At 51.9% G+C, this 25,141-nt stretch carries 23 protein-coding genes, 1 tRNA gene and 1 pseudogene; 18 read left to right on the plus strand and 7 right to left on the minus strand.

All coding sequences use genetic code 11. The features are described from left to right. The first annotated feature begins 157 nt into the window (after window positions 1–157). The 8 genes and pseudogenes from FHW74_RS04635 (at window position 158) to FHW74_RS04665 (ending at window position 3,959) form a co-directional block, all read left to right on the plus strand. Window positions 158–1,117, plus strand: a complete 960-nt coding sequence (locus FHW74_RS04635; RefSeq protein WP_183169355.1) for a formate/nitrite transporter family protein — start codon at window positions 158–160, stop codon at window positions 1,115–1,117. A 73-nt stretch (window positions 1,118–1,190) separates the two neighbouring features. Then, window positions 1,191–1,262, plus strand: a tRNA-Arg gene (locus FHW74_RS04640). A gap of 201 nt (window positions 1,263–1,463) precedes the next feature. Continuing rightward, the gene (locus tag FHW74_RS04645) at window positions 1,464–2,003 is read left to right on the plus strand and encodes a DUF4157 domain-containing protein (protein WP_221192216.1); all 540 of its coding nucleotides are present in this window, start codon (window positions 1,464–1,466) and stop codon (window positions 2,001–2,003) included. Window positions 2,004–2,014: 11 nt separating this feature from the next. Next, the gene (locus FHW74_RS04650) at window positions 2,015–2,353 is read left to right on the plus strand and encodes a putative T6SS immunity periplasmic lipoprotein (protein WP_370527967.1); all 339 of its coding nucleotides are present in this window, start codon (window positions 2,015–2,017) and stop codon (window positions 2,351–2,353) included. Continuing rightward, a complete protein-coding gene (locus FHW74_RS04655) occupies window positions 2,350–2,859 on the plus strand; it encodes an Hcp family type VI secretion system effector (protein WP_370527948.1) in 510 nt (169 codons plus the stop codon). The genes FHW74_RS04650 and FHW74_RS04655 overlap by 4 nt, the downstream gene beginning before the upstream one ends. Before the next feature lie 312 nt (window positions 2,860–3,171). Next, a pseudogene (locus tag FHW74_RS22980) lies at window positions 3,172–3,340 on the plus strand (hypothetical protein); the annotation flags it as partial. A gap of 69 nt (window positions 3,341–3,409) precedes the next feature. Further along, the gene (locus FHW74_RS22810; RefSeq protein ID WP_370527969.1) at window positions 3,410–3,514 is read left to right on the plus strand and encodes a DUF3289 family protein; all 105 of its coding nucleotides are present in this window, start codon (window positions 3,410–3,412) and stop codon (window positions 3,512–3,514) included. Continuing rightward, window positions 3,501–3,959 carry a DUF943 family protein gene (locus FHW74_RS04665; RefSeq protein ID WP_183169358.1) on the plus strand — a complete coding sequence of 153 codons (459 nt, stop codon included), beginning with the start codon at window positions 3,501–3,503 and terminating at the stop codon, window positions 3,957–3,959. Before FHW74_RS22810 ends, FHW74_RS04665 begins: the two co-directional genes overlap by 14 nt. Window positions 3,960–4,353: 394 nt before the next feature. On the opposite strand, the gene FHW74_RS04670 is transcribed toward FHW74_RS04665, so the two are convergent. From FHW74_RS04670 to hsdR, 4 genes are all read right to left on the minus strand, one after another. Then, the gene (locus FHW74_RS04670; protein WP_183169359.1) at window positions 4,354–5,460 is read right to left on the minus strand and encodes a nuclease; all 1,107 of its coding nucleotides are present in this window, start codon (window positions 5,458–5,460) and stop codon (window positions 4,354–4,356) included. Window positions 5,461–5,470: 10 nt separating this feature from the next. Then, complete coding sequence (locus FHW74_RS04675) at window positions 5,471–7,162, minus strand: restriction endonuclease subunit S (RefSeq protein WP_183169360.1); 1,692 nt, start codon at window positions 7,160–7,162, stop codon at window positions 5,471–5,473. Beyond that, window positions 7,162–8,634 carry an N-6 DNA methylase gene (locus tag FHW74_RS04680; protein WP_183169361.1) on the minus strand — a complete coding sequence of 491 codons (1,473 nt, stop codon included), beginning with the start codon at window positions 8,632–8,634 and terminating at the stop codon, window positions 7,162–7,164. The genes FHW74_RS04675 and FHW74_RS04680 overlap by 1 nt, the downstream gene beginning before the upstream one ends. A 72-nt stretch (window positions 8,635–8,706) precedes the next feature. Then, window positions 8,707–11,148: an EcoAI/FtnUII family type I restriction enzme subunit R gene (gene hsdR, locus FHW74_RS04685; protein ID WP_183169362.1), complete on the minus strand. Its 2,442-nt coding sequence runs from the start codon at window positions 11,146–11,148 to the stop codon at window positions 8,707–8,709. A 317-nt stretch (window positions 11,149–11,465) separates the two neighbouring features. Between hsdR and FHW74_RS04690 the strand changes: the two genes are divergently transcribed. The 3 genes from FHW74_RS04690 to ypdK all read left to right on the plus strand — a co-directional run bounded on the left by FHW74_RS04690 (window position 11,466) and on the right by ypdK (window position 12,370). Beyond that, window positions 11,466–11,708 carry a DUF4160 domain-containing protein gene (locus FHW74_RS04690; protein ID WP_183169363.1) on the plus strand — a complete coding sequence of 81 codons (243 nt, stop codon included), beginning with the start codon at window positions 11,466–11,468 and terminating at the stop codon, window positions 11,706–11,708. Further along, window positions 11,692–11,940 carry a DUF2442 domain-containing protein gene (locus FHW74_RS04695; protein WP_183169364.1) on the plus strand — a complete coding sequence of 83 codons (249 nt, stop codon included), beginning with the start codon at window positions 11,692–11,694 and terminating at the stop codon, window positions 11,938–11,940. The genes FHW74_RS04690 and FHW74_RS04695 overlap by 17 nt, the downstream gene beginning before the upstream one ends. Before the next feature lie 340 nt (window positions 11,941–12,280). Further along, window positions 12,281–12,370 (plus strand): membrane protein YpdK, encoded by a 90-nt coding sequence (gene ypdK / locus FHW74_RS22985; RefSeq protein ID WP_203122160.1) that lies wholly within the window; start codon window positions 12,281–12,283, stop codon window positions 12,368–12,370. A gap of 54 nt (window positions 12,371–12,424) precedes the next feature. Here ypdK and alaC read toward each other — a convergent pair whose 3' ends face one another. Further along, window positions 12,425–13,663: an alanine transaminase gene (gene alaC, locus FHW74_RS04705; RefSeq protein ID WP_183169365.1), complete on the minus strand. Its 1,239-nt coding sequence runs from the start codon at window positions 13,661–13,663 to the stop codon at window positions 12,425–12,427. A gap of 240 nt (window positions 13,664–13,903) precedes the next feature. Here alaC and FHW74_RS04710 point away from each other — a divergent pair, with 240 nt between their 5' ends. The 3 genes from FHW74_RS04710 to FHW74_RS04720 all read left to right on the plus strand — a co-directional run bounded on the left by FHW74_RS04710 (window position 13,904) and on the right by FHW74_RS04720 (window position 17,665). Beyond that, entirely contained in the window at window positions 13,904–15,145 is a 1,242-nt protein-coding gene (locus FHW74_RS04710) for a DUF1479 domain-containing protein (RefSeq protein ID WP_183169446.1), read from the plus strand. An 81-nt stretch (window positions 15,146–15,226) separates the two neighbouring features. Then, entirely contained in the window at window positions 15,227–16,924 is a 1,698-nt protein-coding gene (locus FHW74_RS04715) for a sensor histidine kinase (RefSeq protein WP_183169366.1), read from the plus strand. Window positions 16,925–16,933: 9 nt separating this feature from the next. Next, window positions 16,934–17,665, plus strand: a complete 732-nt coding sequence (locus tag FHW74_RS04720) for a LytTR family DNA-binding domain-containing protein (protein WP_183169367.1) — start codon at window positions 16,934–16,936, stop codon at window positions 17,663–17,665. A gap of 25 nt (window positions 17,666–17,690) precedes the next feature. On the opposite strand, the gene glk is transcribed toward FHW74_RS04720, so the two are convergent. Next, window positions 17,691–18,656 (minus strand): glucokinase, encoded by a 966-nt coding sequence (gene glk / locus FHW74_RS04725; RefSeq protein WP_183169368.1) that lies wholly within the window; start codon window positions 18,654–18,656, stop codon window positions 17,691–17,693. Window positions 18,657–18,860: 204 nt separating this feature from the next. Between glk and FHW74_RS04730 the strand changes: the two genes are divergently transcribed. Next, entirely contained in the window at window positions 18,861–20,093 is a 1,233-nt protein-coding gene (locus FHW74_RS04730) for an ion channel protein (protein WP_183169369.1), read from the plus strand. Here the strand turns inward: FHW74_RS04730 and FHW74_RS04735 are convergent. Further along, window positions 20,090–21,751 (minus strand): alpha-keto acid decarboxylase family protein, encoded by a 1,662-nt coding sequence (locus FHW74_RS04735; RefSeq protein ID WP_183169370.1) that lies wholly within the window; start codon window positions 21,749–21,751, stop codon window positions 20,090–20,092. The genes FHW74_RS04730 and FHW74_RS04735 overlap by 4 nt on opposite strands. 184 nt (window positions 21,752–21,935) lie before the next feature. Here FHW74_RS04735 and mgrA point away from each other — a divergent pair, with 184 nt between their 5' ends. The 3 genes from mgrA (at window position 21,936) to FHW74_RS04750 (ending at window position 25,140) form a co-directional block, all read left to right on the plus strand. Further along, complete coding sequence (mgrA, locus tag FHW74_RS04740) at window positions 21,936–22,925, plus strand: L-glyceraldehyde 3-phosphate reductase (protein ID WP_183169371.1); 990 nt, start codon at window positions 21,936–21,938, stop codon at window positions 22,923–22,925. A 143-nt stretch (window positions 22,926–23,068) separates the two neighbouring features. Continuing rightward, window positions 23,069–23,395 (plus strand): DUF2502 domain-containing protein, encoded by a 327-nt coding sequence (locus FHW74_RS04745; protein ID WP_161660544.1) that lies wholly within the window; start codon window positions 23,069–23,071, stop codon window positions 23,393–23,395. 185 nt (window positions 23,396–23,580) lie between these two features. Beyond that, window positions 23,581–25,140, plus strand: coding sequence for a PTS transporter subunit EIIC (locus tag FHW74_RS04750; protein WP_183169372.1), 1,560 nt, complete (start codon window positions 23,581–23,583; stop codon window positions 25,138–25,140). Window position 25,141: the final 1 nt, after the last annotated feature.

The following is a 25,141-nucleotide window of genomic DNA, read 5'->3' on the forward strand; positions in this document are numbered from 1 at the left end:
GTGATTGCAGGCCTTAAATGCCAGACGGCAGAAATGCTACCCCAAAAGGAGTAATGATGCCTGCCAGATCAAAAAGACACCGAATTATCGGGAAATGGCCGTTGGTTTTCCCAAAACCGCTACGCTTAAAGGACATTCACTGCGAGGCAAAGACATCATGGACAAACTCAAAGAAGACAAAATTGAGGATGAAAAAATTGGCGAATCCGGTGAAGAGCTGGAAGTAGAGAGCGAAGAGAAGAAGAGCGGAAAAGATATCGAACTGGATGAAGAACGCCTGCCCTCCCGGGCGATGGCCATCCACGAACATATCCGCCAGGATGGGGAAAAGGAGATGGAACGCGACGCCATGGCGCTGCTGTGGTCGGCTATCGCCGCCGGGCTTTCTATGGGCGCGTCGCTGCTGGGCAAAGGGATTTTTCACGTTCATCTGGAAGGCGTACCGGGCGGTTTTTTACTGGAAAATTTCGGCTACACCCTGGGGTTTATTATCGTGATCATGGCGCGTCAGCAGCTGTTCACCGAGAACACTGTCACCGCCGTTTTACCGGTCATGCAAAACCCCACCGGCAGCAATTTTTTACTGTTGCTGCGGCTGTGGAGTGTAGTGCTGTTAGGTAACCTGATCGGCACCGGGCTGGCGGCGTTGGCCTTCGAATTTATGCCAATTTTTGATGAAACGACCCGCGAGGCGTTCGTTAATATCGGCCTGAAAGTGATGGAAAACACGCCGGGCGAGATGTTCGCCAATGCGATAGTCTCCGGCTGGCTCATCGCCACCATGGTGTGGATGTTCCCCTCGGCAGGGCCAGCGAAAATTTTTGTGATCATCATTATGACCTGGCTTATCGCGCTGGGCGATACCACCCATATCGTAGTGGGCACCGTGGAAATCCTGTATCTGGTGTTCAACGGCGACATTCACTGGACCGAGTTCGTCTGGCCTTTCGCCCTGCCGACCCTGGCCGGCAATATCTGCGGCGGTACCTTTATCTTTGCGCTGATGAGCCATGCGCAAATCCGTAACGATATGAGCACCAAGAAAAAAGCGGAAGCCAAAGCGCGGCAAAAAAAACAGGAGCAGCGTCAGAAAAAACAGCAGGCTTCGCAGCAGTAATGGCGATGGAATGAGCAATCAGGCGGCTAAGCCCTTAACGCAGCACTAAAAACGAGTATACTAACGCCGCCTTGTCCCCTTAGTTAAATGGATATAACGAGCCCCTCCTAAGGGCTAGTTGCAGGTTCGATTCCTGCAGGGGACAAATCCTCCAAATCAAGCTCCTTTATCAACCCCCCCCCACCGGATAAGGCGTTAAACCGCAAATCCTCTCCCTGGTTATTAACTGAATAATATTTACAGAATCTGATTTCTTATCAGTCAGCATTTTTCTACCTCATCTCATCCCGAAAAGGAGTTAAGAAGTTTTTTTGACCCTAAAAGGTGGCCTTAAGTGATAAGAGAAATGAACGACATAGATCGGGGCGGATTACGGTTACTGACGCTGGGTGAAATTAACCTGGCGCGCACACTTTACGCTTTTAGCATCCGTTATAACGAAGTCTGGATCCACCGCAGCAGCTATCTACCGTTTAACCTACAAAAGAACAATTACGCCATGACGCCAAACGGCGAACTTTACTTTCAGGAAGGTTCTTATGAGCCTGATTTTTCGCAGCCACATACAAATAATGATCGTGTGGGCGGACAGCATCTATTTTTACATGAAATGATGCATGTCTGGCAGCACCAACGTGGAATGATGGTGAGAACCCGGGGATTGTTCTCCTGGGCCGTTGATTACGAATACTCACTGGATAAAGCTACTCTTTTGGATTATGGATTGGAGCAGCAGGCCGCATTGGTTGCTGATTATTGGCTACTTAAAACGTATGGATTTGGCAACCGGACGGATTTGTACCGCTTGAAAGATTACAACCCTTCTGAGTCTGCTCTTAGTCTCATGGCCCGCTACAAAAAAGTATTGGGGAGATTTCCGCATTGAAACGATACCTATTGATCCCTGTCTTGCTTGTGCTGACTGGATGTGGCGCAGGAGACCGGTTGCCCGCATGGCGTAGCTTTCCCATACTGAACGATTTACTTTGCTTCTCCGTGAATAAATCAGATGTTCTAAGCCGCTACGGCGTCTATTCAGAGCAGGGTAGCGACTACAAGACATTAGCGGAAAAGTCGCGCGTAACGCTCTCCTATCCTGAATCATGCGTAAAATTACCGCTAACCCCTGGCTACATCTATGCCACGTCATACACGCTGAACGGAGAGAACTACCGCTACAACTTCTTTATCGACAAAAACGGACAAGTACTCAGTACTCAAGCAGGAGAGCAATGATGTCATTACCAGCCTACATGTATATTTATGACGAGAATGGGCAACAGATTAAAGGCAGTTGCCAGGCGCTGGGTCGTGAAGGCGCAATTGAGATTATGAATAGCGGGTACAGCATGTACCAGGTGACTTGTTCCAACACTGGCAAGCTTATGGGAGCTCGTCAGCACAATGGATTTAAACTGCACAAAGAGATTGATAAAACCTCACCATTTTTTGCCGTGGCGTTGTGCCAGAGCCGCCGATTGCAAAAGGCCGTGATCCACTATTATGACATTAACGACGCAGGGATTGAATACGAAATTTACCGCGTTACGCTGACCAGCATTGTTATCATGAGCCTTGATGCTGCGCACGCATATATGCCAGGTTCTCATACCCCCGGTATGATGGAAAATATTGTCATTTCTTATGCGGGTATTGAGTGGTTTTACATTGCAGGGAATATTAAATATGACGACGACTGGAGTCGTCCCGTTGGCTACAACCGACAACAGCAGGTACGCTGAGTAGATATTATAACCAAAAACGCTCATGTTTATTTTCTCAAAATGGCGTTCCTTACCTTACCGGCCGCCATTTTTCTTCTACTTTACACACCCGCTACTTTCCCGTTCCATTTTTACTTAAGTCGCAATCAAATTCACTAATATATTCTCAATTTGGAAAGGCTAAGCAAAACCCTGATTGCACCATAAGAGTATAAATGTATAGTTATTATACATTTGACAGAAAGGGATTTAATTTGAATGAACGCAATCGATAATAAATTGATAATCTTCACCACCAAAAAAAGATTCAATGACAGAAATACCGATGATATGCAAAGCGGCGATATTAATACTGCTATACTAAAAAATCATTACCATCTCGGGCAAGTATCAACATTCATTGACTGGACAACTTATAGTCCATCTTATAAACATCCCTACCTAAATTCAATCCCTGCCGTAAGCCGAGAAAAAGCCATTGCGATTCTCTATGACGAGTTAAGAATTCAATCGTATATATTTTCTTTCCATGGCTCTTATCAGGGGGTGATCAAAGATCTTTTCCAGGATCTGGTTTGTCCTTCAGCGAGCAAAGCATCTAGCTCAAAAACCATTTTTCACTAATTTTGAAGCTAATATAACATTGACAGGAGAAACCAATGTTAAATTATAAAAGGATTGGAGCTATTTTAGTTATTTTTATAACTGCATACTGCATATGGATTATTTTCAGACCAACAAAAATAGTCAGAGTGGATAATGGTACGGTTTTTGTAGAACATTTGCCAATGACAACACAAGGGAAATTAAAATGGTGGGTGAAAAACAAGGAATTACTTCAGCGAAAATATCAAATTATTAATGTACCTTATAACTTCACTGTTGCCATCATGAACTTTGATGGTTATGAAGAATTACCAAAAGGAACAAGGGATGGTTCTATCGATGATTATACCTGCTTTGATGATATTAATGGGAAGCATGAAAAATGTGTGTATAAAAATATAGCGATAATTGTTAGGGGTAACCTTAATGGTAAACAATTCATAAATATTAACGGTGAAACTTATGTCCAGACAAGTGGTACCCCCCCCATTTTTAACGGAGGTAATAAGTAGAATCAGGTCATGCGTTGAATATGCTGCATCTGCGTGAAACCACTCAGTGCCATATTCGGTCGTTCGTGATTCTTGTCGGCACTTTACACGTCTTACAGTTAGGGGATTCAAAAATGATGAATGACTTGTTGCCCTCTTTTTGAACGACAATATTTCTGGCCCCAAGGCTGGTTAATTTCTGTAATACAGCTAACTGCCCTAATTCTGCTGTGTTCATAAATTCCTCTTGAACGATTAAAAAAATCTCAGTAAACGCTGCAAATTTACAGCGGTGAGATAACCGCCTCAAACAACACAACCTCTAATAAAAAATACTGTGTATTTAGAGTTGATGTTTACCAAACCACTTTTATCAGGTCGGTCTTTCTTTTAACCGACCTCATTCCAGCCTCTCTTACTCAGCCCGTTCAGTATCCCAGCGTAAAAAAACACGCTTTAGTTTCTCGATAGTATGTCGCCATTTCGGCGTAGTAGGTTTACATACCGTGTTCTGATTACCAAAGAAACCGACCTCGTTCACGGCCTCTTGCTCACCGCGGGTTTCCAGCCATTTCACGGGGACAAAATACTCGGACTTGTCGGGGTCATCCGCATTCCGGTGATAGAGATCGCTGTATTTAAGCACATCCATCGCCCGCTTTTCGCCGTCGTCAGTGTTGATGGTGAAGCTACTGGCAGGCTCAACGGCGCTCTGTACAATACCGACGCCGACGTAACCGGTCGCCGGGATTTTTACCCATACACGATTGCCAGGCTGAAGCTGTTTTAACGTCTGACTGTACCAGCTTCCGCCCCCCGCGCTGATAAACCCATAGCGGCGCGCCTCTTCCCAGACGCGACCGTTTGAATTGCCAAACGAGACGTAAAACTCGCCGTTCCAGGGTTCTTTCGCGTTGGCGCTGGTAGCCGTGGCCTGTGCGGCATTGGTTTGCGTTTCGCCAGGATCGATAAGCCAGGTTCGGCTCAGGAACTGCTCGTCACCATACTGGAACACCTTGAAGAACAGGACGTTAATCGAGATTCCGTATTTACTCAAATAGTCGACGATGCGTTCGGTAGAAGGGTCCAGCTCTGCCGCGACGATGATTATCTGGTGTGACTTGTTGATGGCGTCGTCTTCAAGTTCAGCATTGAAGCGTTGCTGAAATGCATCTCCCAGATTGCCGCCGCCGGAGAATTTTTCATAAATTTGCGACAAACGATCGGCGGTTAAATCATCCACCCAGGAGGCGTAATCCAGCGCCTGAGCAACCACTTCACGCGGCGTGCGATCGCGCTTAAGCTCAATCAGGATCAGCGAGGCATCCGGCGCGATAGCCAGCAGATCGATACGCCCTTTATCGAGGGTATTTTCCTGATGCCCAATAATCATCCACTGATCGGAGAGGATAGTGGGATCGTTTAAAATCATCTTCTCCAACAGTTGCTCGCTGGCGAGTTTGCTGATGGTCAGCGGCTGGGGAGTCTCTCCTATCCGCCAGATAGCATGATGAACCGGCATCATCTGTTCCTTAGTTTAATGCTGCGTCTGTGAGTGTATCCGCCATGTGGAGCTGGGTTTGTTGGGCGGATTGCAGACGAGATTTGAGGGTATCACACAACTTCATCATTCCATTGACTCTATTAGTGATACGTAATTGCTCCTCTAAGGGGGGGAGCATAAAAGGATGGGAAGCAAACTCATCGAATAACAGACTTTCGACAGTTGTACCAACCTTAGTAAGGTTCTTCAGTATATGTGTTTCAAATCCACGTATCATCAGGAAGATATAACTATTAATATTTAAAACAAAAGGTGTTAAAACTTTTATATCTTGATTAACGGTGCATTCAATCGCTGTTATTGCAACAGGAAATGTCCTTCTCAGAATTCCACTTCTTGCTACAAATAACAAACTACCCGGAGAGAATTTGCTCAAACCATCTTCAATTGCCAAATCAGTAACAAAGTCCTCTGAAGTGGTTATTAACGGCGTTTTCATATCCTTTGGTGTTACCCAAGGGATATCACCTTCCCAATAATCACCTCTCATCTTGCTAGGGGTTTTACCACCGGCAAAAGAACCTAAATGCGAAAGCGTGGCCCACTCCCAACCCTCTGGCAACTCAAAAAGTTTTTCTTGATCACTCACTGACGGCAACGGTTTTTGTTTTTTAATTTTACCTTCTTTCACCAGTTGCGCTTTTTCCTGCTCTATACGTTTAAGCAGTTCAGATGCCGGTTCATCGTTAGGATCCTGCGGCACCAGTTTTCCCATAACTGCCAGTTGCAGAATCGTTTGTTTAAGTGCATCGATACTCGCTTCGGTGGTAAACAGCGTGTTGAAATGCTGGCTGATTCGCGCCCAGTTTTCGGCGAGTTCTTCTGCGTTTTGGCTATCGGTTAGCGTTGACAGTAGGTTTTCAACCAGTTGCTGATGCGCGTCCAAGCTGGTCAGGGATTGCTGTTCCAGTTGTTCGCAGAGGAACATTAACTCCTCTACTTTCTTTACGATACTTCTCTGTTCTTGGTATGGTGGAATTGCAACAACTATAGGATATATTTTCTTTCCAGAAATCACAGGTTGGGCAGTAGCATTCTCATTTTCTTTGAGGTTCGTTATCGTAAGTAATACTCTCAGAAAATCCAAATATAGATTCACCTCAGAGAATTCTGTTTTGAAAGCATTATCTGTGACCCATGCTCGGCTTGGCGTTACATGAATAGACCCACAATAAAATCCTACTCTTCCAATTACTAAGGTTCTTTTACTTACATTAAATGAATCATGGTAACCATTGATTCCATTTCCACCGTATACAGGAATATCACCTGACACTTCCATTTGACTTGATGTCAATCCATCACCTGACGATACTTTTACAATATCCCCTAACCTTGTCCACTCCCACCCCTCCGGCAATTCAAACGGCTTCTCATCCTCGCTAATTTCAGATAGCGGCTTCTGCTTTTTAATTTTCCCCTGCTTGACCAGTTCCGCTTTCTCATCAGCAATACGCTTTAACAACTCAGACGCCGGTTCATCATTCGGATCCTGAGATACCAGTTTGCCACGCACCGCCAACTCCAGAATCAGCTCGCGCAGTTTCTTAATGCCATACAGGTCGATTTTGCCATTGCTACCACGCCCGACCGTGGAGCGGGTTTGCAGCGCAGAAGACCAGATATCGATATGGTCGGTAATTAGCTTCTCAACGCTCATCAGTTCGCCCCCTTGTTACCCGCCAGAGCCGCACCAAGAATATCGCATAACTGATTACGCAGCTCGCTGATTTCCGCCTGCTGTTTCTGGTACTGTGCCAGCAGCTCATCCGGATCGTGGCTGATGGTTTCACCCTGGTACGGGTTCTTAATATCAAGGTTGAAGTTACGGGCGATGATGTCTTCGATGCTGACTTTCCACGCCTGATTGTTCTCTTCGCGGCTGGCAAAACCATCGGCTTCGTGACCCCACCAGTCGATTTCTGCCTGGAACTCTTCAAACTTCATCGGTTTGGTTTTGCTGTAGTTCTTCACGCCGTCCGGGTACGGATGCTCATAGAACCACACCTCTTTGGTTGGCTGACCTTTGGTGAAGAACAGAATATTGGTTTTGATGCCGGTGTACGGGTTAAACACGCCGTTCGGTAACCGCACAATGGTGTGCAGGTTGCACTCTTCGGTGAGCAGTTTTTTGATTTTCGTTTTTACACCTTCACCAAACAGCGTACCGTCTGGCAATACTACCGCCGCGCGGCCTTTGTCGGCCAGCACTTCGATAATCAACTGCAGGAACAGGTCGGCGGTTTCGCGGGTCTGCATCTCTGCAGGGAAGTTTTTTTCAATGCCGTCTTCTTCGGTACCGCCAAACGGTGGGTTGGTGACAATCACATCAACCTGATCATCCCAGGAGGAAAGTGGCTTGTTGAGCGTGTTGTCATGACGGATTTGCACCGGCACTTCAATGCCGTGCAGCAGCATATTGGTGGTACACAGCAAATGCGGAAGCTGCTTTTTCTCTACACCATAGATCTGCTGTTGCAGCGTTTTATGGTCTTCGGTGGTGTTGACGTAATGCTCTTTCACATGGTCGAACGCGCAGGCAAGAAAGCCACCGGTACCACATGCCGGGTCCATAATCGACTCGCCCAGTTTCGGATCAATACGGTTGACCATAAAACGCGTCACGGCACGTGGGGTATAGAACTCACCCGCATTACCGGCGCTTTGCAGGTCGCGCAGGATCTGTTCGTAGATATCGCCAAACAGATGGCGTTCCTGGCTGCTGCTGAAGTCGATTTCGTTAAGCTTGTTGATCACCTGGCGCAGTAACGTGCCGTTTTTCATGTAGTTGTAGGCATCGCTGAACGCTTGTTTGACCACAAAGCCACGCGGGTTTTTATCGATCGGCGCGGTGAGGTTTTTCAACGTCGGGAACAGGTCGTCGTTGACAAATTCCAGTAACGCATCACCGGTGATGCCTTCGCTGTTCGCCGCCCAGCTACGCCATAAATAGCGCTGGGGGATCGGGAACTGGTAGTCATCCTGCTCCAGTTCCAGCTCTTCTTCCTGGGTATCAAAAATCTTCAAAAACAGCAGCCATGAAAGCTGCCCCAGACGCTGGGCATCGCCGTCAACACCGGCGTCTTTACGCATAATGTCCTGAAGGGATTTAATCACTGAACTAATCGACATGTTTTCTTTCCATACTTAAAAAAGGATGCCACCGGTCGCAGACGCGGCCAGTGGCACTGTATTTACAGGTTATCAGGCTAAGCGCGGGGGTAGCTGGTAGATTTCGTTTTCCAGTTCGTTAACGGCTTGCTCATACGATTTCTTGTCACCAAAACGGGTTTTGATAATCTCAAGTGGGCGGCCCAGGGTGTCGAACGGCTTCAGTTTCAGCACCTGCACGTCTTCAATTTCCTGCACACCTTCATCGGCGTATTTGTCCAACAATGTGCTAAGAACCTGCTGCGCCGGTTCGGCGTATTTGGTGAAGTAGTTACGCTTACGCACATTCGCCGCGCGCTCCTGACGGGTTAACGGCGGCTGACCGTACACCACATGGCAGAGCAAATCAAACGGGTCGAGATCTTTACCTACCTCTTCGGCCAGCACATCCCACAGAATCCCCAGTTGCTCCAGTTCTTCGATGATGACCTGTTTGCGTGGCGCATCCTGCCATTTGCGCACGAAGCTATCCAGCGAAGCGTATTCACTGTCTTTGAGCATCGTTTTACGGGTGTAATCCTGAAAAGACTCGGTCACCAGTTTGCCGTCAGAATCGTAATACTGAACGCGCTTAGCCAGTACTTTTACATCCACGCCATTCACATAGAATTTGCGAACTTTGTTTTCATCATCGTCATGGAACTCACCGTTGCCCGCTTGCTTATCACGATTAACCTGATAGTCAGCGACGTCTTCTCGCGCTTCACTGGAATTTTTATCACCGTCATCCGCGTTATTCTCTGCATCCAGTTGTTCATTGAAGTCTGAATCTTTGTCAGAAATATCGCCGGGTTTCACCACCAGCACTTTTTCTGGCAGGCCATCAAAGCGGGGGTCGGCAAACAGTTCAGTCGCTTTTTTGAAATCGTGAATAGTGAACCACAGCTTGCCGTGTTTTTCGTTGATGCGTGTGCCGCGCCCAATGATCTGTTTAAACTTGGTCATCGACTGAATGTTTTGATCCAGTACCACCAGCTTACAGGTCTGCGCATCAACGCCGGTGGTCATCAACTCTGACGTTGTCGCAATAACAGGGTAAGCTTTTTTAGGATTGATAAAGTTATCCAGTTGCGCCTTGCCGATATCATCGTCGCCGGTGATCTTCATCACGTACTTTTCGTTCTTCAACACCTGCTCAGGATTGAGCACCACCAGCGCATGGCGCATTCGATCGGCGTGATCGATGTCGTTGCAAAAAACGATGGTTTTATCCATCGGGTTGGTACGTTTCAGGTAATCGGTAATGGTCTGCGCCACCAGCATGGTGCGCTCATCAATCACCAGCGTGCGGTCAAAATCTTTCAGGTTGTAGATACGGTCTTCAATCTCTTCGCCGTATTTATCTAACTGGCCTTTAATAGGTCGCCAGCCCTGGACGTCAACGTCGATATCAACGCGCACGACTTTGTAAGGTGCGAGAAAACCGTCTTCAATGCCCTCTTTCAGCGAATAGGTGTAAACTGGCTCACCGAAATAGTCGATATTAGAAACGTCTTCCGTTTCTTTTGGCGTTGCCGTCAGTCCAACCTGAGTGGCGCTGCCGAAATACTCCAGAATCTCTCGCCAGGCAGAATCTTCAGACGCGCTGCCGCGATGGCATTCGTCAATCACAATCAGGTCAAAGAAATCCGGTGCCACCTGTTTATAGGCTTTTTGATGTTCTTCCGGCCCGGTAATGGCCTGATACAGCGCCAGATGCACCTCATAAGCCGGATCGATGGTACGTCCGGTAACTTTAGTCATCGCATTACCGAACGGCTGAAAGTCGTTACGTTTAGTTTGATCAACCAGAATGTTGCGGTCCGCAAGGAATAGAATGCGTTTTTTGTTTTTGGCCTTCCACAGCCGCCAGATTATCTGGAATGCGGTATACGTTTTGCCCGTACCGGTTGCCATGACCAGCAGAATACGATTCTTTCGAGCCGAGACGGCATCCACCGTTCGGTTAATCGCCTGCATTTGATAATAACGCGGAGACTTCCCGCTGCCGTCGTCGTAATAGTCCTGGCTAATAACCGGCAACTGCTCCTGAGTGAATCCTTTCCAGATACAGTATTTTTGCCAGAGTTGTTCAGGTGTTGGGAAATCGCTGAGCGAAATTTCAGATTCGAGCTGCTGCGGATTGGTTTTATCGTGAAAGACAAACCCATCACCGTTGGAGGCAAATACAAAGGGAACATCGAGCAGACTGGCGTAGTCCAGCCCCTGCTGCATCCCTTTGCTGATGGCGTGCTTGTTAGCCTTGGCTTCGATAACTGCCAGTGGCAAGTTAGGCTTGTGATACAGCACGATATCGGCAGATTTAACTTTGATACGTGAGGCCAATTTGCCACGCACGACAATCTTGCCATCACGCAGTTTTACTTCCTGACGAATTTGCGCCAAATCATCCCAGCCTGCCTCCTTAACCGCAGGAAGGATAAATTTGCTGATGATATCCGTTTCAGTCAGGTGCGTTTTGTTCACGCCAGCCATAGCAGGGCACTCCACGAAATTGGGTTAGCTCTGATTTTACACAGAATAGTGCCTGACGTAATGATCTGAAACGATGTTTTGGGTAGCTACCGATAAGCTACGTTTTTGGCAGAACAATTGCTGTTGCTTCCCTGCCAAAGATTTTTTTATCTTTTGTAATTCCTGAAATTCGCTTCAGAAACGAAATAAATGTTTTCCCTGAATCGCCACCGATAATCTATATACTTTCGTTCGAACAAATTGCCATCAGCGTTGAGTTGAGAAATCGATAGTCCTATAGTGACAGCATAAACGTCCGTCACGTTGAGAACTTATTTATGCCTGTCATACTAAGGTTCAAAGGATATCGTTTCTTTTTCTATTCAAACGAAGGCGATCCCCGTGAACCTGCGCATATTCATGTGCGTGGTGTAGAAGAGGAAGCTAAATTCTGGTTAACACCTGGGGTGCTTTTAGCACGTAACGACGGTTTTAATGCCCGAGATCTGAAAGAATTGCTCGGTGTCGTTGAAGAAAACCACACTATGCTGATGGAGGCCTGGAATGACTATTTCGGCTAAGAACGTAAAATTTGACGAGTTCCATATGTGGGTCGAGCTCAGCGATGCCCGTACGTTGGGCGTGCCTCTGGCATGGTTTCCCAGGCTGCTGCGAGCCAGCCCGCAAGCGCGAAGTAATTTTGAATTAAGTCCCCGGGGTATTCACTGGGATGAACTTGATGAAGATATCTCTGTGGAAGGGCTGCTGGCGGGACAGGGTGATATAACGTTTAAACCCCATAGCGCCGCATAACTATTTCGCAAACATGGCGTCATTTTTTTGCAAGCGACGCCATTCCCCTCTCCTCTTCACCCCAGCTACTTTCACGTTTCAGTTTTGCTTAAGTCACAAACAAATCCCCTGATTTAACATAAGGTTACACCGCACAAAACCCTGCTCGAAAAAAAGACGTTTTTCCGCCCTTGCCGGCTTGTTAACCCTGAAAATTAAGCGTAGATTAGCGCCCGGATGTGAGGCACATCCCCAAATCCAGGCGAAGCGGCAGGCACACCAGGGATTTGTCCCAAAGTGAAATGCGTGCGGTTTTACCTTTCTATAATGAGACCTGACGTTAATTGTGGCGTGTCATGCGATGCGCGGAGTGAGTGACGTGAAATATTTATTTATGGGCGTTTCAGTAATGGTCGTTCTCTGGGCCGGTACTTTTGCGCTGATGATTTAGTCTGAAGCCTGAGCCGGTCAAAAAACAGGAGCCATTTGGCTCCTGTTGTCGTTTTTATGGCTGATTTTCCAACGTATTTTTAGTCGATACCGGCAGCAGCCCGTCGGCGCGGAACATCGCTTTGATGCCCCTCACCGCCTGACGGATACGATCGCGGTTTTCAATCAGCGCGAAACGCACGTGGGTGTCGCCGTAATCACCGAAGCCGATGCCCGGCGATACGCACACTTTGGCGTCCTGTAGCAATTTTTTGGCGAATTCCAGCGAGCCCATCGCCGCGTAGGGCTCGGGGATTTTGGCCCATACGTACATTGACGCTTTCGGCATTTCCACCATCCAGCCCGCTTCGTGCAGACCTTTCACCAGCACATCGCGGCGGCGTTTGTACTGTTCGGCAATATCACGCACGCACTGCTGATCGCCTTCCAGCGCCGCGATGGCCGCGACCTGTAACGGGGTAAAGGTGCCGTAATCGTGATAGCTTTTGATCCGCGCCAGGGCGCTGACCAGTTCCTGATTGCCCACCATAAAGCCGATGCGCCAGCCCGCCATGTTGTAGCTTTTTGACAGGGTGAAAAACTCCACCGCCACATCGCGCGCGCCCGGCACCTGCATAATCGACGGCGCTTTCCAGCCGTCGTAGACGATGTCCGCATAGGCCAGATCGTGCACCACCAGCACGTCATAGCGTTTCGCCAGCGCCACCACTTTCTCAAAAAACTCCAGCTCCACGCATTGCGACGTCGGGTTCGACGGGAAGCCCAGAATCATCATTTTCGGTTTCGGATAGCTCTCACGAATGGCGCGTTCCAGTTCGTTAAAGAAGTCCACCCCTTCCACCAGCGGCACCGAGCGCACCTGCGCGCCGGCAATCACCGCGCCGTAAATATGAATCGGGTAACTGGGGTTCGGCACCAGCACCGTATCGCCGTGATCCAGCGTCGCCAGCATCAAATGCGCCAACCCCTCTTTGGAGCCAATCGTCACGATGGCTTCGCTTTCCGGATCGATATCCACCTGATAGCGATCCTGATACCAGCGGGAAATCGCCCGGCGCAAACGCGGAATGCCGCGCGAGGTGGAATAACCGTGCGTGTCGGGGCGCTGGGCCACGGTGCAGAGTTTCTCGACGATATGCGGCGGGGTCGCGCCATCGGGGTTGCCCATACTGAAATCGATAATATCTTCGCCGCGCCGACGCGCAGCCATTTTCAGTTCAGCGGTAATGTTAAAAACGTACGGGGGAAGACGATCGATACGCGAAAAACGGCGTTTGGGACTGAAGTCAGCCATAGATTCCTCGAAGTTACGTAAGCGCCCGGACCGTCCGAGCGACGCTGCCACTGATGTGGCCTGTAAAGAAAATAGCCTGAAAAATTTTGTTCTGTCGAGAGGCTTTTTAAAAAATAATTGAGGAGGAAAAAACCGGAACCTTCATTTGAAACTCATCCCTGTTTTATTCGATTATCCGGCTATATATTAACCCTGTCGCAACAAAACAATAACCTCTCATTCTCTTCAGCCGGAGTCATCATCATGCCCCTACACATTGACGATCTTCCCACCGCCATTCGCGAGATAAAACAACAGCTTCGTCGCGATCTGCCGCACTATCAGCAGGTGTTCCAGCAACTGGAAGCCGATATTTCACGTCAGATCGACGCGATCCGCGCTGAGCAGGCGCGTGGTGAAAACCCGGTGCCGCAGATCCATGCCGATGATATTGTCGCTGACCGCATTTCTGAGCAGCAAAAAGCCCTTATTCGCCAGCGCGGTTGCTGCGTTATCAAAGGCGTCTTCCCGGAACAGACCGCCCGGGCATGGAATGACGAAGTGGGCAACTATCTGGAACGCAATAACTTTGTCGAAAAGCTCAAGAATGCGGCGGAAGATAACTATTTCGGCACGCTTGCCGACAGTAAACCGCAAATTTACGGCATTTACTGGTCGAAGCCTCAGGTGGAAGCCCGTCAGGATGCGCGCATGAAAGCGGCGCAGGTGTTTCTCAATAATCTCTGGCAGACCGAAAGCAACGGCAAACAGCATTTTGACCCGAACCGGGTGGTGAGCTATGCGGATCGTACCCGCCGCCGTCCGCCCCGCTCTGGCTCGTTAGGCCTGTCACCACACGTGGACGGCGGTTCGGTAGAGCGCTGGCTTGATGAGAATTTCCGTCACGTTTACCGTCACGTATTCAGCGGCGAATGGCAGCGCTACAATCCGTTTGATGCAGAAGGCCGTACCGAAGCGCGTGAAATCCCCTCCCCGGCGGTGTGCTCGATGTTCCGCACCTTCCAGGGCTGGACCGCGCTCTCCGAACAGCGTAAACACGCCGGTACTCTTACCCTGCTGCCAGTGGCCAACGCCATGGCGTATATTTTACTGCGCGCATTGCAGGACGACGTGCCGGACGATTCGCTGTGCGAAGCTAAACCTGGCCGGGCACTTTCTATTAACCCCACCTGGCATCCCCTTTTATTAACCGGGATATCCTCAATTCCGGATATGGAGCCGGGCGACACGGTTTTCTGGCACTGCGATGTGATCCACGCAGTGGAAAATGAGCATAACGGCGAGTTCGACAGCAACGTCATGTATATCGCTGCCGCGCCCTGGTGCGAAAAAAACGCCGCCTATCTGAAGCGTCAATGGCCGGCGTTTGTGGAGGGTAAATCGCCGCCGGACTTCGCCGCCGACGATTTTGAAGTGGATTTTGATGGCCGCGCCACCGAAGCCGATCTCACTCCTGCCGGTAAGCAACAGCTACAGGGCTAACCACTGATTCACCCTGGCGTCTGTTCATCAGGCGCCAGGTTTTCTATCATAGTCACTCTGCTTGTCATCTGAGTTCCCCCCGTGCACGAAATTTTTAATATGCTCCTGGCGGTTTTTGACCGCGCCGCACTGATGCTGATCTGTCTGTTCTTCCTGATCCGCATCCGATTGTTCCGTGAACTGCTGCATAAAAGCGCCCACACGCCGCGTGAACTGCTGGCGGTCACCGCCATCTTTTCAATGTTCGCGCTGTTCAGCACCTGGTCCGGCGTGCCGGTGGAAGGCTCGCTGGTCAACGTGCGCATCATCGCGGTGATGGCGGGCGGCATTCTGTTCGGCCCATGGGTGGGCATCATTACCGGCGCGATTGCCGGCGTGCACCGTTACCTGATCGATATCGGCGGCATTACTTCTATTCCCTGTTTGATTACCAGTATCATCGCCGGTTTTCTTTCCGGATGGATCCATATGCGGGTACCGAAAGCACAGCGCTGGCGCATCGGGATCGTCGGCGGCATGGTGTGCGAAACCCTGACCATGATCCTGGTGGTGGCGTGGGCCCCAACCACCGAACTGGGATTAGATATCGTGTCGAAAATCGGCATCCCGATGATTCTGGGTAGCGTGTCGATTGGCTTTATCGTCCTGCTGGTGCAGAGCGTGGAGGGGGAAAAAGAGGCCAGCGCCGCACGCCAGGCCAAGCTGGCGCTGGATATCGCCAACAAAACCCTGCCGCTGTTCCGCCACGTTAACAGCGATGCGCTGCGCCAGGTGTGCCAGATAATCCGCCGCGACATTCATGCCGACGCGGTGGCCATCACCAATACCGATAATGTGCTGGCCTATGTGGGCGTGGGCGAGCATAACTATCAGGAAAATGATGATGGCATCAGCCCGACCACCCGCCAGGCGATTAATGACGGGAAGATCATCATCAAAAACAATGATGAGGCCCATCGCACCCCGGAAATTCACTCGATGCTGGTGATCCCGCTGTGGGAGAAAGGCATCGTGACCGGCACGCTGAAGATTTATTACTGCCATGCCCACCAGATCACCTCATCGCTCCAGGAGATGGCGGTGGGCCTGTCGCAGATTATCTCTACGCAGCTGGAAGTGTCCCGCGCCGAACAGCTACGTGAGATGGCCGATAAAGCAGAGCTGCGCGCGCTGCAAAGCAAAATCAACCCGCATTTCCTGTTTAATGCGCTGAACGCGATTTCGTCGTCTATCCGGCTTAATCCGGACACCGCGCGCCAGCTGATTTTCAATCTCTCGCGCTATTTGCGCTACAACATTGAATTAAAAGATGACGAGCTGATTGATATCAAAAAAGAGCTGTACCAGATTAAAGATTACATCGCCATTGAACAGGCGCGCTTCGGCGATAAGCTGACGGTGATTTATGACATCGACGAAGAGGTGAACTGCGTGGTGCCGAGCCTGCTGATCCAGCCGCTGGTGGAAAACGCGATTGTGCATGGTATCCAGCCCTGTAAAGGCAAAGGCGTGGTAACGATTAGCGTGACCGAGTCCGGTAGCCGGGTGCGCATCGCGGTGCGCGATACCGGGCACGGTATTGACCCTGACGTGGTGGCGCGGGTCGAGGCGGACGAGATGCCGGGCAATAAAATCGGCCTGCTGAACGTGCATCACCGGGTGAAACTGCTCTACGGCGAAGGGCTGCAAATCCGCCAGCTTAACCCCGGCACCGAGATCGCTTTCTACGTACCCAACCAGCCGCTGGCGCGCCCTGCCGTCGCCGCGCAATTTTCCTGAGGAGGAGCGATGAAAGCCATCATCGTGGAAGATGAAATTCTGGCCCAACAGGAGCTGAGCTGGCTGATTAATCATCACAGCAAAATCGAGATTGTCGGCACCTTCGACGACGGGCTGGATGTGCTGAAGTATCTCCAGCACCACACCGTCGATGCCATTTTTCTCGATATCAATATTCCGTCGCTGGATGGGGTGCTGCTGGCGCAAAATATCAGTAAATTCGCCAATAAACCGTTCATCGTGTTTATTACCGCATGGAAAGAGCATGCCGTGGAGGCGTTTGAACTGGAGGCGTTTGATTACATCCTCAAACCCTGGCAGGAGTCGCGGATCATCAGCATGCTGCAAAAGCTGGAGGCCGCCGGGCAGCAGCAGGCCAGCCCGCACAGCGCCGCCCCGGCCAGCCGGGAAAACGCCACTATCAATTTGATCAAAGACGAGCGGATCATCGTCACCGACATCAACGACATCTACTATGCCGAAGCCCACGAAAAAATGACTTTCGTGTACACCAAACGCGAAGCCTATGTGATGCCGATGAATATCACCGAGTTTTTTAGCCGGTTGCCGGAGGGGCATTTCTTCCGCTGCCACCGCTCATACTGCGTGAATCTGAATAAAATCCGCGAGATAGAGCCGTGGTTTAACAATACCTACATGCTGCGGTTGCGGGATCTGGATTTCCAGGTCCCGGTCAGCCGCAGCCGGGTAAAAGAGTTTCGCCAGTTAATGCGGTTGTAAAAAAAGCGCCTTGCGGCGCTTTTTGTCAGAGAACCTGTCCGAGGATCTGGCGTAAATGCGCGCCAGCGCCCAGCAGACCAGGCTGATCGTGAACGATCAGATACACCGGAATATCCTGCACGTAAGCCTTGAAACGCCCCTTGTCTTCAAAACCGCCGCGGAAGCCCGACGCGCGGAAGAAATCCAGGAAACGCGGCACAATCCCACCGGCAATATACACGCCGCCGAAGGTTGCCAGGTTCAGCGCCAGGTTGCCGCCAAAGCGCCCCATGATCACGCAAAACAGCGATAGCGCGCGACGGCAGTCGATACAGGCATCGTCGAGCGCCCGCTCGGTGACGTCCTTCGGCTGAAGGTTTTCCGGCAAGCGGCCGTCGGATTTGACAATCGCACGGTAGAGGTTCACCAGCCCCGGACCGGACAGCACGCGCTCGGCTGAAACGTGGCCGATTTCCGCACGCAGCTCCTCAAGGATAATGCCCTCTTCTTCGCTGTTGGGCGCGAAGTCCACATGGCCGCCTTCGCCCGGCAGGCTGATCCAGCGCTTATCGACATGCACCAGATGCGACACGCCAAGGCCGGTGCCTGCGCCATAAACCGCGATAGGTTTGCCTTCCACCGGCTCGCCGCCGCCGAACTGGATCAGGTGCTCTTTTTTCAGCATCGGAATCGCCATAGAGACGGCGGTGAAATCGTTGATGATTTCCAGATGATCGAAGCCGAGGTTTTTACGCATCTCTTCGGTGGAAAACGCCCAGGTGTGGTTGGTCATCGCCACCCAGTCGCCGGTGATTGGGCAGGCAATGGCGATACAGCCTTCGGTGACCGTCGCGTCATGCTCGGTCAGATAAACCCGCACCACCGCCTCAAGCGTCGGGTAATCCAGCCCGGAATAGGTCTTCGCGCGCTCGATTGCGCCGGTTTCAAGGTTACAGAGCGCTAAGCGTGCGTTGGTGCCGCCTACATCTCCCACCAATGCAAATTTGGTCATTATTCAACAGCTCCGCTAAAGTCAAAATAAGTCTTCGGCACACTCTAAATACAAGGCATCAGCACCACAATGTCCTTTATGCTGATGACCCGTGATTATTGAGGCGTGTCACAGATTACGTTTACCGTTTCAGCACCTTTGCAATCAGCACAGTAATCTGCTGGTCAGTAAAGCGCCAGCCTTTTCATTCATAAGGATTATTCAATGCTTCATCCCCGCGCCAGAACCATGTTGATACTCGCCTTGCCGGCGCTGCTTATCGGCATCGCCAGTAGTTTAATTTTACTGTTTATGATGCGGGTCGCGGGGATTTTACAGACCTTTCTGTGGCAGACGCTGCCCGCGACGTTCGGCGTTTCCCTGTTCGCTCCCGGCTGGATTATCACCATTCTGACGCTGACCGGCATCGCGGTTGGCCTGGTGATCCGCTACTTTCCTGGCCATGGCGGACCTGACCCGGCCAACGAGCCGCTGATCAGTACCCCGGTGGAAAGCCGCGCCCTGCCAGGCCTGGCGCTGGCGATGATCCTCGGTCTGGCAGGCGGCGTCAGCCTGGGGCCGGAGCACCCGATTATGGCGATCAACGTCGCGCTGGCGGTGGTGCTGGGCGGCAAGCTATTTCCACGCGTTAACTCGCTCGACTGGACGATTCTGGCGGCGGCAGGCACCATCGGCGCGCTGTTTGGTACGCCCGTGGCGGCAGCGCTGATCTTCTCTCAAACCCTCAACAGCACTAACGACGTACCGCTATGGGACAAGCTGTTCGCCCCGCTGATGGCGGCGGCGGCAGGCGGCGTGACCACCGGGCTGTTTATCCATCCAAATTTTTCGCTGCCCGTCGCCCACTATTCGCAACTGCACCTGGCGGATATTTTCAGCGGCGCGGTGGTGGCGGCCATCGCCATTGCGTTAGGTATGGTGGCGGTGTGGTGTTTACCGCGCCTGCACACACTGATGCACAGAATAAAAAACCCGGTGCTGCTCCTCGGCGCGGGCGGTTTTGTGCTCGGGTTGCTGGGCGCGCTGGGCGGCCCGCAAACCCTGTTCAGAGGCGTCAATGAGATGCAGCAACTGGCGTTCGGCCAGACCTGGACTGTGAATGACTATTTCTTGTTTGCCGTGATCAAACTCGCGGCGCTGGTGATTGCCGCCGCCTGCGGCTTTCGCGGCGGGCGCATTTTCCCGGCGGTATTCGTCGGGGTGGCGCTGGGGTTGATGCTTCATGAGCACGTTGACGCCGTCCCGGCGGCGGTGACGGTCTCCTGCGCGGTATTGGGCATGGTACTGGTGGTGACGCGCGATGGGTGGATGAGCCTGTTTATGGCGGCAGTGATCGTGCCGGATACCCAGCTGCTGCCGCTGCTGTGCATCGTCATGCTCCCGGCCTGGCTGCTGCTGGCCGGGAAGCCGTTAATGGTAGCCGGACCGAAAGACTAACCCTGCCCGCCGTTACGCTCACCAAGCGATTGGGTGACGGCGGCCAGCAGTTCCGGGAGATCCTGTTTCGGCAGCATCACTTCCAGCAGCGACAGCCGCGCCGGATGCGCCAACCGCGCCAGCACCTCCTGAAGCTGCACAGTTTCGCTGACCTGCCAGCATTCGGCTTTACGATGGATATCCAGCGCGTGGGGCAGCGCCGTCCAGTCCCAGGGGGCGATATCGTTGTAGCGCTGCTCCGCGCCATGGATCGCCCGCTCCACCGTGTAGCCGTCGTTATTCAGCACGATAACCACCGGGCGCAAATCGTCTCGCAGCATTGAGCCCAGTTCCTGAATGGTTAACTGCGCCGCGCCGTCTCCGGTGATCAGCACCAGCCGCCGCGTCGGGCAGGCGGTTTGCGCGCCGAACGCCGCCGCCAGCGCGTAGCCTATCGAGCCCCACAGCGGCTGGACGATAAATGTCACGTCATCCGGCAGCGTCAGGGTTGCCGCGCCAAACGCGGCGGTACCCTGATCGACCACCACAATATCCCCGGGCCGCAGCCAGGCCTGAATCGCCAGCCAGAACGCATGCTGATCCAGCCCGGCGTCACCCTCCGGCAGCGGAGCGGGTTTGATGGTCGGTAACGTGAGTTGATGGCGGATCTCGCGCACTTCCTGGTAGAGAATATCCACCGCTTGCGCCATTGGCAGGCCGCTGAATCCGCGATTGCCAATGCGTACACCATCGGGCATCACCTCAATGGTTTGCTCGCGGGTGAGATGCTGGCTAAATCCGGCGGTAGTGGTATCGGTAAATTTCACGCCCACGCAGATAACGACCTCGCTCTGTTCAATCGCCTCGCGCTGCGCCAGGGCAGTGGCGGCGCCGCTGTAGGTGCCGGTAAAACCTGCGCCGCTTTCGTTAAAAATCCCTTTGCCCATCAGCAACGAGCTGTGCGCCAGCGGGATCTCGCGCACCCATTGTTGCAGGGCGTGCTTCAGGCCAAAACGTTGCGCCAGGTAATCCGCCAGCAACGCAATGTGCTTAACGCCGCAGAGCCGTTGCTGAACCGCCTGGCGAAACGCCTCCAGCAGAGCGGGATCGGCACTTTGCACCGCCCTGGTGAGAGCGTTTTCAGGGCGAATGGCAGGCTTTTTTGCCACGTCTGCTGGCAACATCAGGTAACCGGGACGCGAGGCTTCCCGCATCTCGCGCATCACCCGGTCGATTTCTTTACAGGCGTTGTCCGCCGTCAGTACCGCATGGGCGGCGCATAACTCGCTGGCGATACGCACAAAATGGCGAAAATCGCCATCGCCGACCGTGTGATGCATCAGTTCGCCACGCTGCTGCGCGCCAGATGCGGGGGCGCCGACGATGTGCAGCACCGGGACGTGTTCGGCGTAACTGCCCGCCACGCCGTTAAGCGCGCTGAGTTCGCCCACGCCAAAGGTGGTTAATAAGGCTCCCGCGCCTTTGCAGCGGGCGTAGCCGTCGGCAGCATAGGCCGCGTTAAGTTCGTTGGCGCAGCCCACCCAGGCCACTTCCGGGTGCGCGATGACATTATCGAGAAACTGCAGGTTATAGTCGCCCGGTACGCCGAAAAGATGGGTGATTCCACTTTGCGCCAGCCGGTCCAGTAGATAATCCGCTACACAATAACTCTGAGCCATGGAACATTCCTTTTTATCAGGAGCCTGATTGAAGTATTAAGGAACTGCGATCCCTGTCCAGGTATCCGATCGAAAAGTGCGTGGCACGCGAGATTTACAGCGCGATGCGGTGTAGGGTGCAAAGGCGCGAGTTTTGTGTAAACGTATACACGCTGAAAATTTCCTAACTGATGAGGCTACACGCATGGTTTATCAGGCAGATCCCGCACGCTATCAAACGATGGAATTTCGCCGCTGCGGACGAAGCGGGCTGAAGCTTCCCGCTGTTTCTCTGGGGCTTTGGCATAACTTTGGCGACACCACGCTGTTGGATAATAGCCGCCAGCTGTTGCGCCGGGCGTTTGACCTTGGCGTCACCCATTTCGATCTTGCCAATAACTATGGGCCGCCGCCGGGCTCCGCCGAACACAATTTCGGGCGGATTTTTAAACAAGACTTTCTGCCCTGGCGCGATGAGCTGATTATCTCCAGCAAGGCGGGCTACACCATGTGGGACGGGCCTTATGGGGACTGGGGTTCGCGCAAGTATCTGATATCCAGCCTGGACCAGAGCCTGAAACGCATGGGACTGGAATACGTGGATATTTTTTATCACCACCGCCCGGACCCGGAAACGCCGCTTGAGGAAACGATGCGCGCGCTGGATCATATTGTGCGTCAGGGAAAAGCGCTGTACGTGGGGCTGTCGAATTACCCTGCCGCGCTGGCCCGGGAGGCGATTGAGATCCTCAACGATCTCGGCACGCCATGCTTAATCCACCAGCCGAAATACTCAATGTTTGAGCGTTGGGTGGAAGCGGAACTGCTGGACCTGTTGCAGGAAAAAGGCGTCGGCAGCATCGCGTTTTCGCCCTTAGCGGGCGGGCAGTTGACCGACCGCTACCTGAACGGCATCCCGTCAGATTCGCGCGCCGCCAGCGGCAGCCGCTTCCTCAATCCGGATCAGCTCACCGACGAGAAACTGGCGAAGGTGCGTAAGCTAAATGAACTGGCGCAGCAGCGCGGTCAGAAGCTGTCGCAAATGGCGCTGGCCTGGGTATTACGTGACGATAAAGTTACCTCGGTGTTAATCGGAGCCAGTAAGACCAGCCAGATTGAGGATGCCGTCGGCATGCTGGCGAACCGCCAGTTTAGCGCCCAGGAGTGCGCGGCCATTGACGCGATCCTCTCCTGACGGCAAATCAACGGGTAACAGGTATTTTTAGCATTTTGTGCTATCCGAAATGAATTAGGAGTTGTGGCGAAGATGCGGGGCTTTACCACCCGTAATATTGCTGTAACAGGCCGGCCACGGCCCCGATCGTGAAGGAGAAGACTATGTTCAGGTCACTGTTGCTTGCAGCCGTTCTGTTGGCGGGAGCGCCAATGATGGCAACTGCAGGCGAAATCACCCTGTTACCCTCAATAAAATTACAAATTGGCGATCGTGATAATTACGGTAACTACTGGGACGGCGGTCGCTGGCGCGATCGGGATTACTGGCACAGCCATTATGAGCGTCGCGGCGGTTACTGGCGTAAACACGATAATGGCTACCATCGCGGCTGGTATAAAGACCGCAACGCCTACGAGCGTGGCTACCGTGAAGGTTGGCGCGATCGTGACGACCATCGCGGGCGCGGTAAACATCATCACCGCCACTAATGAATTTCCAAAAGGAGCCTGCGGGCTCCTTTTTTGATCGCCTGTCCTTCCGTCAAGTTAATAATGTGATCGCCCCTGCAATTTCTTATGGGCAATTTTTGCGCCCTGCTTCAGACATTATTTGACCTTGAGCTCCCCTCCTCTAACCGTGTTTGATAATACGATGTCTTATCGGGGATATTGTCATGAACGCGAATTTTAAAAACGAAATACAGACGTTCGGCCGCTCGTTACTGTTACCTATTGCCGTATTAGCGCCGGTGGGGATGGTGATGGGCATCAGCAGCGCGCTGGGCCAAAATTACATGATTGAAAAACTGCCCTTCCTGGGGAATGCCGGTTTTAAAGCGGTGCTCTCTTCGCTGGGCTTAATCAGCAGCGTGGTATTCCAGAATATCCCGTTGCTGTTCGCCATGGGCGTGGCCTACGGGATGTCGAAAAAAGAGAAAGGCATCGCGGTATTTGCCTCGGTCATCGCCTATTTAACGCTGTTAATTTCCATGCACGTGCATCTGAAATTAACCGGGCAACTGGCGAAAGGCGATTTGGCGCTGGTCGGCCAGGGCATGGTGCTCGGGGTGCAAACCTTAAAGATAGAGGCCGTCGGCGGGATTATTGCCGGGTTGCTTGCCGCCAAAGTCACCGACCGCTATTACCGGCTGCAATTGCCGCTGGCGTTTGCTTTCTTTAGCGGGAAGAAATCGGTGGCGATATTAGCCATCGCCTTTGCAATCCCCATCGGGCTAATTATTCCGTTTATCTGGGATCTGTTTACCGCCGGGATGAAAAGTATTTCCACCATTTTGATGGCGCCTAATATCGGGGCCGGGATTTATATGACCCTGAACCGGTTATTGATTCCCTTCGGCCTGCATCACGTTCTGAGCTCCACGGTGCGTTTCACTGAAGCGGGCGGCACCTATTTAATTGACGGGCAAACTTACGTCGGCATTTTACCCGCCATTAATAAAATCCTGTTCGAGCTGGGGCCAAACCATCCGGCGTGGGATCAATATATGCCGACGCTGACCAGCTATCTGGCCTCAACCCAAATGCTGACTACCCTGTTCCGCGTCCCGGCGATTGGCCTGGCGATGTATCACATGGCGTACTTTAAGAATAAAAAGTTCGCCAAAGGGATGATCCTGACGGTGGTGCTCACCGCGGTGCTGGGGAATATTACCGAGCCGCTGGAATTCTCGTTCCTGTTTATCGCGCCGAAGCTGTTTATCGTTTATGCCCTGCTGTGCGGCCTGATGGCTATACCGCTCCAGCTGTTGGATGTTTCCGTTGGCTATATTCGCGGCACCATTTTCGACTTCGGTATTTTCGGCCTGATGTATGAACACACCCGCTGGCTGAACCTGATCCTGTTAGGCATCGCCAACTTCGTGGTGTTCTATTTCGTGTTCCGCTACGCCATTGGCAAATTCGATATTAAAACGCCGGGACGCGAATCTGAGATTGCCGACAGCACGCTGTTGAATAACAAAGAGTACGACAAAGTCGCCGAACTGGTGATTGAAGGTCTGGGCGGTAAAACCAACATCAAACGCGTGGAAAACTGCGTATCGCGCCTGCGCATTGATTTAAACGATCAGAAAAAACTCGATATGAGCATTCTCAAAGATGCCGGGTCGATGGGGACCTTTATCCCCTCCAGCAACCATATTCATGTGGTGTTTGGTCCCCACGTCGAGTTTGTCCGTAACGCCGTCGACGACGCCTTAGCCGGTCATAAATAAG

Source organism: Atlantibacter sp. RC6 (assembly GCF_014193285.1).
GTDB lineage: Bacteria > Pseudomonadota > Gammaproteobacteria > Enterobacterales > Enterobacteriaceae > Atlantibacter.

What these genes read in the sequence shown, in the direction of transcription:
- FHW74_RS04635 (WP_183169355.1), top strand. Translation starts at nt 158, where the DNA reads ATGGACAAACTCAAAGAAGACAAAATTGAGGATGAAAAAATTGGCGAA.
- FHW74_RS04645 (WP_221192216.1), top strand. Translation starts at nt 1,464, where the DNA reads ATGAACGACATAGATCGGGGCGGATTACGGTTACTGACGCTGGGTGAA.
- mgrA (WP_183169371.1), top strand. Translation starts at nt 21,936, where the DNA reads ATGGTTTATCAGGCAGATCCCGCACGCTATCAAACGATGGAATTTCGC.
- FHW74_RS04720 (WP_183169367.1), top strand. Translation starts at nt 16,934, where the DNA reads ATGAAAGCCATCATCGTGGAAGATGAAATTCTGGCCCAACAGGAGCTG.
- FHW74_RS04745 (WP_161660544.1), top strand. Translation starts at nt 23,069, where the DNA reads ATGTTCAGGTCACTGTTGCTTGCAGCCGTTCTGTTGGCGGGAGCGCCA.
- FHW74_RS04675 (WP_183169360.1), bottom strand. Translation starts at nt 7,162, where the DNA reads ATGAGCGTTGAGAAGCTAATTACCGACCATATCGATATCTGGTCTTCT.
- FHW74_RS04670 (WP_183169359.1), bottom strand. Translation starts at nt 5,460, where the DNA reads ATGCCGGTTCATCATGCTATCTGGCGGATAGGAGAGACTCCCCAGCCG.
- FHW74_RS04750 (WP_183169372.1), top strand. Translation starts at nt 23,581, where the DNA reads ATGAACGCGAATTTTAAAAACGAAATACAGACGTTCGGCCGCTCGTTA.
- hsdR (WP_183169362.1), bottom strand. Translation starts at nt 11,148, where the DNA reads ATGGCTGGCGTGAACAAAACGCACCTGACTGAAACGGATATCATCAGC.
- FHW74_RS04680 (WP_183169361.1), bottom strand. Translation starts at nt 8,634, where the DNA reads ATGTCGATTAGTTCAGTGATTAAATCCCTTCAGGACATTATGCGTAAA.
- FHW74_RS04655 (WP_370527948.1), top strand. Translation starts at nt 2,350, where the DNA reads ATGATGTCATTACCAGCCTACATGTATATTTATGACGAGAATGGGCAA.
- ypdK (WP_203122160.1), top strand. Translation starts at nt 12,281, where the DNA reads ATGCGCGGAGTGAGTGACGTGAAATATTTATTTATGGGCGTTTCAGTA.
- FHW74_RS04690 (WP_183169363.1), top strand. Translation starts at nt 11,466, where the DNA reads ATGCCTGTCATACTAAGGTTCAAAGGATATCGTTTCTTTTTCTATTCA.
- glk (WP_183169368.1), bottom strand. Translation starts at nt 18,656, where the DNA reads ATGACCAAATTTGCATTGGTGGGAGATGTAGGCGGCACCAACGCACGC.
- FHW74_RS04730 (WP_183169369.1), top strand. Translation starts at nt 18,861, where the DNA reads ATGCTTCATCCCCGCGCCAGAACCATGTTGATACTCGCCTTGCCGGCG.
- alaC (WP_183169365.1), bottom strand. Translation starts at nt 13,663, where the DNA reads ATGGCTGACTTCAGTCCCAAACGCCGTTTTTCGCGTATCGATCGTCTT.
- FHW74_RS04735 (WP_183169370.1), bottom strand. Translation starts at nt 21,751, where the DNA reads ATGGCTCAGAGTTATTGTGTAGCGGATTATCTACTGGACCGGCTGGCG.
- FHW74_RS04695 (WP_183169364.1), top strand. Translation starts at nt 11,692, where the DNA reads ATGACTATTTCGGCTAAGAACGTAAAATTTGACGAGTTCCATATGTGG.
- FHW74_RS04665 (WP_183169358.1), top strand. Translation starts at nt 3,501, where the DNA reads ATGTTAAATTATAAAAGGATTGGAGCTATTTTAGTTATTTTTATAACT.